Origin of the sequence: Bradyrhizobium sp. (assembly GCF_049581145.1) — a bacterium.
Taxonomy (GTDB): domain Bacteria; phylum Pseudomonadota; class Alphaproteobacteria; order Rhizobiales; family Xanthobacteraceae; genus Bradyrhizobium.
In genome coordinates this window covers 1-7848 of sequence record NZ_JBAURI010001171.1, presented here as the reverse complement: position 1 = coordinate 7848, position 7848 = coordinate 1, and the positions used below count along the sequence as shown (strand labels likewise).

At 64.3% G+C, this 7848-nt stretch carries 8 protein-coding genes; 2 read left to right on the top strand and 6 right to left on the bottom strand.

What is annotated here, in order from left to right; translation table 11 throughout:
* Positions 1-98: 98 nt before the first annotated feature.
* The 6 genes from WCB02_RS37325 to WCB02_RS37300 form a co-directional block, all read right to left on the bottom strand.
* Positions 99-803: an ABC transporter ATP-binding protein gene (locus WCB02_RS37325; RefSeq protein ID WP_423966895.1), complete on the bottom strand. Its 705-nt coding sequence runs from the start codon at positions 801-803 to the stop codon at positions 99-101.
* Positions 787-1518: an ABC transporter ATP-binding protein gene (locus tag WCB02_RS37320; RefSeq protein ID WP_423966892.1), complete on the bottom strand. Its 732-nt coding sequence runs from the start codon at positions 1516-1518 to the stop codon at positions 787-789. Before WCB02_RS37320 ends, WCB02_RS37325 begins: the two co-directional genes overlap by 17 nt.
* On the bottom strand, positions 1515-2516 hold the full coding sequence (locus WCB02_RS37315; RefSeq protein ID WP_423966889.1) for a branched-chain amino acid ABC transporter permease: 1002 nt from the start codon (positions 2514-2516) through the stop codon (positions 1515-1517). The genes WCB02_RS37320 and WCB02_RS37315 overlap by 4 nt, the downstream gene beginning before the upstream one ends.
* Complete coding sequence (locus WCB02_RS37310; RefSeq protein ID WP_423966886.1) at positions 2516-3394, bottom strand: branched-chain amino acid ABC transporter permease; 879 nt, start codon at positions 3392-3394, stop codon at positions 2516-2518. Before WCB02_RS37310 ends, WCB02_RS37315 begins: the two co-directional genes overlap by 1 nt.
* Before the next feature lie 218 nt (positions 3395-3612).
* Positions 3613-4857 (bottom strand): ABC transporter substrate-binding protein, encoded by a 1245-nt coding sequence (locus WCB02_RS37305; protein ID WP_423966884.1) that lies wholly within the window; start codon positions 4855-4857, stop codon positions 3613-3615.
* 82 nt (positions 4858-4939) lie between these two features.
* On the bottom strand, positions 4940-5779 hold the full coding sequence (locus WCB02_RS37300) for a putative hydro-lyase (RefSeq protein ID WP_423966882.1): 840 nt from the start codon (positions 5777-5779) through the stop codon (positions 4940-4942).
* Positions 5780-5894: 115 nt separating this feature from the next.
* On the opposite strand from WCB02_RS37300, the gene WCB02_RS37295 reads away from it, so the two are divergent.
* Together WCB02_RS37295 and WCB02_RS37290 are read left to right on the top strand one after the other, a co-directional pair.
* On the top strand, positions 5895-6890 hold the full coding sequence (locus WCB02_RS37295) for a LysR family transcriptional regulator (protein ID WP_423966880.1): 996 nt from the start codon (positions 5895-5897) through the stop codon (positions 6888-6890).
* Between the two features lie 38 nt (positions 6891-6928).
* Positions 6929-7848 (top strand): Zn-dependent hydrolase (locus tag WCB02_RS37290; protein WP_423966878.1); only part of this gene is annotated, 920 nt, incomplete at its 3' end.

Here is a 7848-nt window from a genome sequence, read left to right as displayed (position 1 = left end):
CGTCATGGCCGGGCTTGTCCCGGCCATCCACGTCTTTGTACCACGAGAAAAAGCAAGACGTGGATGCCGGGACAAGCCCGGGCATGACGGAGAAGACGTCACAATCCCAGATACGCCTTGCGGACGTCGGGATTGCCCTTGATCTCGGCTGCTGCGCCCTGCATCAGCACCCGGCCGGTCTGCAGGATGTAGGCGCGGTCGGCGATATCCAAACACTCGGCCATGCGCTGCTCGACGATCAGCACCGTCATGCCGGCGTCGCGGATGCGTTTGACGGCCTGGAAGATCTCGTCGACCAGTTTTGGCATGATGCCTTGCGAGGGCTCGTCCAGCATCAGAAGCCGCGGCCTTGTCATCAGCGCGCGGCCGATCGCCAGCATCTGCTGCTCGCCGCCCGACAGTGTCTCGGCACGCTGCTCCAGCCGTTCCGACAGCCGCGGGAACAGCTGGAACACCAGCTCCAGCGGCTGGTCGCGATCGGTCTCGCTGCGATAGAGATAGCTGCCGAGCCTTAAGTTGTCGCGCACCGACAGGCGCGGAAACAGCCTTCGGTTTTCCGGCACATAGGCGATGCCGCGCGCGGTGATCAGGTGCTGCGCCATGCCGTCGATGCGGGTGCCGTCGAAGCTGACCGAGCCCGCGCGCAGCCGCTCGGCCCCGGCGATCGATTTCAACAGCGTCGACTTGCCCGCGCCGTTGGCCCCGGCGACGCAGACGATCTCGCCCTTCTCGACCTCGATCGAGACCGCGGAGATCGCGACCAGGCCCTGATAGGCGGTCGTGACCTCACGCACCGACAGCATGACGATCCCCAAGATAGGCGGTGATGACTTTCGGGTCGCGCACGATGTCGGTGGGCTTGCCCTCGAGCAGCACCTTGCCGAGATCGAGCACGATGGCGCGGTCGACCAGCGGCATCACGATCTCCATGACGTGCTCGACCATCAGCACGGTGACGCCGGTCTCCCGCACCCGCCGCACCAGTTCGACGCCGGTCTGCGCCTCGGTCGGCGTCAATCCGGTCAGCACCTCGTCGAGCAGCAGCAGCTTTGGCTCGGTGGCGAGCGCGCGCGCGACTTCGAGCCGGCGCTTTTCGGACGGGATCAGGTCGGCGGCCGGCACGTCGGCGCGGCCGGCCAATCCTGCGAATTCCAGCACCTCATGCGCCTTGCGGCGGGCCTCGCGCATGGTCGTGGTGCGCACCAGTGCACCGACGATGACGTTGTCGATGACGCTCATGGTCTCAAAACTCTTGACCACCTGGAATGTGCGACCGATGCCGCGCCGACAGCGCTCCGCCGCCGGCAACCGGGTCACGTCCTGGCCGTCGAACAGGATGGCGCCCTCGGTCGGCGGAAACACGCCGGCGATCAGGTTGAACAGCGTCGACTTGCCGGCGCCGTTGGGCCCGATCAGGCCGACGATCTCGCCGCGCCCGACCGAGATCGAGACATCGCTGTTGGCGACCAGCCCCGCGAAGCGCTGCGTGACGCCGCGGGTTTCCAGCAAGGCCGTCATGGCGCGACCGCCTTGCGCCGCCGCGCGAACTGCCGCTTGACCTGCGCGAACAGGCCGACGAGCCCCTGCGGCCGTGCCAGCGAGATCAGCACGATCAGGCTGCCGTAGACGATCAAATCGACGCCGCGGCCGGAGCCGCCGATGAAGGAGCGCGTCAACTCGGTGAGCGGAATCAGGATGACGGCGCCCAATAGCGGGCCCCACAAGGTGCCGATGCCGCCGACCACCGCGGGCAGCGCCATCAACAGCGAGAACTGAAAACCCATCACGCTTTCGGGGTCGATATAGGAGACGAATTGCGCATAGAAGCTGCCGCCGACCGCGACCAGAAAGGCGGAGACGGCGGCCGCGCCCATCTTGGAATTGAAGACGACGACGCCGAGGCTTTCGGCCGCCTCCGGATTGTCCTTCACCGCGCGCCACCAATAGCCCCACTTCGAATCCTCCAGCCACCAGGTCACGAACCAGGCGACGCAGGCGAGCGCGAGCGCGAAATAGAAGTAAGGCAGCTTGCTGCGGAGAAACTGAAAGGTGAGCCAGCTATCGCCGTGAACGGGAATGTCGATGCCGAGCGCAGCACCCGCGAAATCCCAGTTCTGGAACAGCAACAGCGCGGTTTCGGCGATGACGATGGTGGCGATCACGAAGTAATGGCCGCGGAGCCGGAAACAGGGATAGCCGAGCGCCATCGCGATCAACGCCGAGATCGCGCCGCCGCCGAGCATGCCGAACCACGGCAGCACGCCGAACTTGGTGAACAACAGCGCGGTCGTATAGGCCCCGATCCCGAAATAGAGCGCATGGCCGAGTGAAATCTGCCCGCAATAGCCGGACAGGATGTTCCAGCTCTGCGACAGCGCCGCATACATCAAGGTCAGGACCATGATGTTCTGGACATAGACGTCCTTGACGAACAGCGGCACCATCGCCGCGACCGCCGCCAGAGCGGCCGCAAGCATCAATTCGTGGCGGCGGCGCGCGGCAAAATTCTTGTCCATCAGATCGACCCGAACAGGCCGCGCGGCCGGATGAACACGACCAGCAGATACACCAGGTAGATGCCGATCGACTTCAGCGACGGCGGCAGGATCAGGGCCGTGGAAGCCTCGACCAAGCCCACGATGATGCCGCCGGCAAAGGCGCCGAACACGCTGCCGAAGCCGCCGAGCGCGACCGTGACATAGGCGATCAGCGCAAAGGAGGCGCCGACATCCGGATAGACATAGAAGAAGATCGCCATGACGGCGCCGGCAAGTCCCACCAGCGCGGCGCCCAGCCCCCAGCCCAGCGCGAACACCCGGTTCTTGTCGATGCCGACCAGCGCCACCGCGCCGGCATCCTCGCGGGTGGCTTCCAGCGCGCGGCCGAAATCGGTGCGGTGGATGAAGAGGTAAAGCCCCGCGAAGGCCACGATCGACACCAGCGCGCCGACCAGCTGCGGCTCGGGCAGGTAGACGCCCGCAATCGAGATGGTTTTGCCGCCGAGCCAGGAATGCGTGATGCTGCGATAATCCGGCGTGAAGAAGAACTGCGCCAAGCCGCGCATCACGATGGCAAGTCCGAAGGTGGAGAAGATCTGGACCATGCCGGCATTGGCCTTGGCCCGCACCGCAAAGCGCACGACCAGCAGATAGACCAGCGCGCCGAACACGAACAGGGCGGCCGCGACCAGCGGCGCGGCCAACAGCGGATCGAGCGCGAAGAACGAGAACAGGAAGAAGGTCGCGTACATCGCGATCATCAGGAATTCGCCATGGGCGAAATTGACCACGTCCATCAGGCCGAAGATGAGCGCGAGCCCGACGGCGATCAGGCCATAGAGCAGGCCCATCAGGAGGCCCGAGGCGAGGCTCTGGATGATGGTTGCCGCGGTCACCGGTGTTGTTGCTCCAGCACGCGGGCGAGACCGTATAACTCCGTCATGGCCGGGCTCGTCCCGGCCATCCACGTCTTGCTGGCGGTGACACCGAAGACGTGGATGCCCGGGACAAGCCCGGGCATGACGAGCTTCGTTTTAGCCGCCACTGCCATTGGGTGCATTCGCGTCAGACTCTCGGAAAAATTCGCACGCTCGAACGTCACCAAGCCTGCGGCCTACTTCATCGGCCAGATGGCTTCGGCGACGGCGGCCTGCGGCGGGAAGATGGTGACGAACTTGCCGCCGACATATTGCAGCAGCACCGGATCGGCGTCGTTGTTCTGGCCTTGCGCGTCGAACTTCACGCGCTTCCAGGGCATGATGGTCTGGTCGCCCGGGATGTCGGTGGCGACCAGGGCTTGGCGGATCTTGTCGCCGTCGGTCGACTTGGCTCGGTTGATGGCTTCCGCCAGCACGATCAGAGCCATGAATTGCCGCGAGGAGAAGTCGTTGAGGTCCTTGCCCGACTTCTCCTTGAACATCGCGTTGACCGCGCCGACCATCGGCCGTTTGGCGGCGAGGTCGAGCGAGAACGAGCCACGCGAGATCACGCCTTCGAGCTTGTCGCCGACAGCGTCATAGAGCGCCTTTTCGGAGAAGCCGGCGTCCTGCGCCACGATCGCGTTGGCCTTGTAGCCGAGTTCGGCCATGGTCTTGATCAGGAGAATGCCGTCGGTGGTGTAGCTCGATGGCATCAGCACGTCGGCATTGGCGGCCTTGAGCTGCTGCACCTCGGCCGAGAGTGACGGCGAGTTGGCGCGGTACTTGATGTCGGCCAGCACCTTGTAGCCGCGCTCGCCGGCGAGCTTGAGCTGCGCATTGGCGGAATCGGTGCCGAAGATGGTGTCCTCGTGGAACAGCGACAGCGTCTCGATCTTGGTGCCCTTCTTCTTCATGGCGTCGAAGAAGTCGAACATGGCGGCTGAGAACATCTCGTCATGGGGCGCTGCGCGGAAGTAGAATTTCAGGCCGCGGCGCTGCAGGCTCGGCGAGGAGTTGTCGGCCGAGATGAAGGGTATCTGGTAGCGCTCGCAGATCTGGCTGATGGTGACCGCGACCGCGCTTTGATAGGTGCCGATGATGGCGCAGACCTTTTCCTGGGTGATCAGGCGCTCGGCTTCGGCGCGGCCCTTCTGCGGATCGGCCTGGTGATCGGCGAATACCAGGCGGATTTTGGCGCCGCCAAGCCCCGGCAAACCTTCGGTGCGCGCCAGCGGCAGATCGAAATCGTACTTCTTGTTGATGATCTCGGCTGCGGTCTCATATGATTTCTGCGCATCGACGCCGATCTGCGCGCTGGCGCCTGAGAACGGATAGATGATGCCGATCACCACGTCGGGAGTGTCCGCGCGGACCGCGATCGGCGCCAGCGCCGCGGCGGCGGTGGCCCCAAGCAACACATTACGGCGGCTAATCGTCATGACCATATCCTCTTATGAACGACGCGTATCGATGAAGCGGTTGGATTGCGCGGTAAAGCCTCAATGAGCGGCACGAACTGCATCAAAGCACAGCAAGCTGCTTGTTCTGCAAATCCGTCACCAGCATCAGGCCAGGCGCGTGGGTGATCGCGAACGGCAACCTGGCGGCGGCGATCACCGCCTGCGGAGTGACGCCGCAGGCCCAGAACACTGGTATCTCATCGGCCTCCACGGGCACAGCATCGCCGTAGTCCGGCTTTCCGATATCGTTAATGCCGATCAGGTGAGGATGGCCGAGATGGACCGGCGCGCCATGCACGGAGGGAAAGCGCGTGGTGATCTGCACCGCGCGGATCGCATCCGCCGGCTTGAACGGCCGCATCGATACCACCATGGGACCGGCGAACGGCCCAGCCGGCGTGCAGGCGATGTTGGTGCGATACATCGGGACCCGCACATTGCGCTCGATGTGCCGGATCGGCAGGCCGGCGTCCATCAGCGCTTCCTCGAACGAGAACGAGCAGCCAAGCACGAAGGCGACCAGATCGTCGCGCCAATACGCGGTGATGTCGGTTGGCTCCTCCACCACCTCGCCGTCGCGCCAGATCCGGTAGCGCGGCAGATCGGTGCGGATGTCGAGATCGCGCCCAAGCGCGGGGATATGGGGATCGCCGACATCGGACATGCCGATGATCGGACATGGTCTGGGATTAGCCTGGCAGAAGCGATGAAAGGCGGCGGCGAGCCTTTCCGGCAGGATCGCCAGATTGCCCTGCACGAAACCATTGGCGATGCCGGCGGTCGAGGCAGCCATGCCGGCCCGGCAGGCAAGCCGCGCCTGCAGGCTGGGCAGCGTTCGATTTGAAGGGGCGTCTTTGTCGCCCCGAGCGCCTTGCAGCCGCTCTGCCGTCAAAACAGTCATTTGATCGACCTGCCTATAATCTCGACAAACACACTCAATCTCACCCGTGCTATAAAGTCTAATCGTCCTTTTTAATCATGATCGATAAATCTGATTTATCGATGGAGGTATATCGATGCTGGATTTCAAGTCCATCGAGACCTTTCTATGGGTGGTCAAACTCGGGAGCTTTCGGGGCGCCGCACAGCGGCTCAACACCACCCAGCCCGCCATTTCGCAGCGGATCGCCCAGCTCGAGCGCGAGATGGGCGTCAGACTGCTGAACCGCGACCACCGCATCGCCTCGCCGACCCCGAGCGGCCGGCAGATGATGGTGTATGCGGAGAAACTGATGGGGCTGCGCGCCGAGATGATGGCCGAGGTCGGCGACCGCTCGGCGATGCGCGGCTTTCTGCGACTGGGCGTCGCCGAGACCATCGTGCACACTTGGCTGCCGGACCTGATCAAGAGCGTCAACACCACCTACCCCAATCTGTCGCTGGAAATCGAGGTCGACATCTCGCCGAATTTGACCGCCCGCCTGCTGGCGCAGGAGATCGAGCTCGCTTTCGTGCTCGGGCCTCCCCAGGTATCCGGCGTCCGCAGCCGCGAGCTGTGCGACTATCCGATCGGTTTCCTGGCCAGCCCCGCGCTCGGCCTTGGCAACGGACCGCTCGACGTGCAGGCGCTGGCAAAATTTCCGATCATCACCTTTCCGCGCAAGAGCCAGCCCTACGAGGTGGTGCGCTCGCTGTTCAACCGGGCGGATCTGCCGCCGATCCGGTTGCATGCCAGCGCCTCGCTCGCGACCGTCATTCACATGGCGATCGAGGGTCTCGGTATCGCCGTCATCCCCGACGCGATTGTGGAAAGCGAGCTCGCGGACGGACGCCTGCAACAGCTCGAAACGACCCTCCAAATCCCGCCGCTGACCTTTTCGGCAAGCTGGCTTAGTTCGCCCGAAATGATCGCGACCGAACGGGTCGCCGAACTCGCCGGCAAGATCGCCGCATCCCACGCATCGTGCCAAGGAAGGAACGAAGGATCGTCTCATCGACCATCTCGAACGCCTTCGCAGGCATCGTCCCATGCATCGGCGTCGGTTGACGCCGCTGCGGCGGCACGCCATTGAACAACGAGCCGCGCCAACGAAGGTGATGGAATAGCCGCATGAGCCGAGCCGCCTCCAACCTGCAGATCGATTCCGCCCGCCTCTGGGACACGATTCACGAAACCGCGAAATTCGGCGCGACGCCCAAGGGCGGCGTCCGGCGGCTGACGCTTTCGGCCGAGGACAAGCAGGTGCGCGACTGGTTCCGCAAGGCGTGCGAGGATGCCGGCCTCGAAGTCCAGGTCGATGCACTCGGCTCGATGTTCGCTCTTCGCAAGGGTCGCGACATGTCGAAGCCGCCGGTCGGTCTCGGCTCGCATCTCGACACCCAGCCGACCGGCGGCAAGTTCGACGGCGTGCTCGGCACCCTCGCCGCGCTCGAAGTGGTGCGCACGCTGAACGACGCCGGCATCGAGACCGACACCCCGCTCTGCATCTGCAACTGGACCAACGAGGAAGGCTCGCGCTTCGCGCCCGCGATGATGGCGTCGGCCGCCTATGTCGGCGATTTCACCACCGACGACATTCTCTCGCGCAGGGATGCCGTGGGCGTCACGGTGGGCGAAGCGCTGGACGGCATCGGCTATCGTGGCGCGACAGCTGTCGGCACCCAGAAATTCTCGGGCTTCGTCGAGCTGCACATCGAACAGGGCCCGATCCTCGAAGCCGAGAGCAAGACCATCGGGGTAGTCGATTCCGGCCAGGGCGTGCTGTGGTATGACGGCAGGATCACCGGCTTCGAGAGCCATGCCGGCTCGACGCCGATGCCGCTGCGGCGCGACGCGCTGGCCACCCTCTCGGAAATCGTGCTCGCGATGGAGAGCATCGCCAAAAAACATGCGCCCAACGCGGTCGGCACTGTCGGCGAGGCCGTGATCGCCAACCCCTCGCGCAATGTCATCCCCGGCGAGATCGCCTTCACCGTCGACTGCCGTAGCGCCGATGATGCAATCATGGACGCGCTCGACAGGGAGTTGCG

Coding starts and splice junctions, on each gene's coding strand:
- WCB02_RS37325 (WP_423966895.1), bottom strand. CDS start 803: ATGCTGTCGGTGCGTGAGGTCACGACCGCCTATCAGGGCCTGGTCGCG.
- WCB02_RS37320 (WP_423966892.1), bottom strand. CDS start 1,518: ATGACGGCCTTGCTGGAAACCCGCGGCGTCACGCAGCGCTTCGCGGGG.
- WCB02_RS37315 (WP_423966889.1), bottom strand. CDS start 2,516: ATGGACAAGAATTTTGCCGCGCGCCGCCGCCACGAATTGATGCTTGCG.
- WCB02_RS37305 (WP_423966884.1), bottom strand. CDS start 4,857: ATGACGATTAGCCGCCGTAATGTGTTGCTTGGGGCCACCGCCGCCGCG.
- WCB02_RS37300 (WP_423966882.1), bottom strand. CDS start 5,779: ATGACTGTTTTGACGGCAGAGCGGCTGCAAGGCGCTCGGGGCGACAAA.
- WCB02_RS37295 (WP_423966880.1), top strand. CDS start 5,895: ATGCTGGATTTCAAGTCCATCGAGACCTTTCTATGGGTGGTCAAACTC.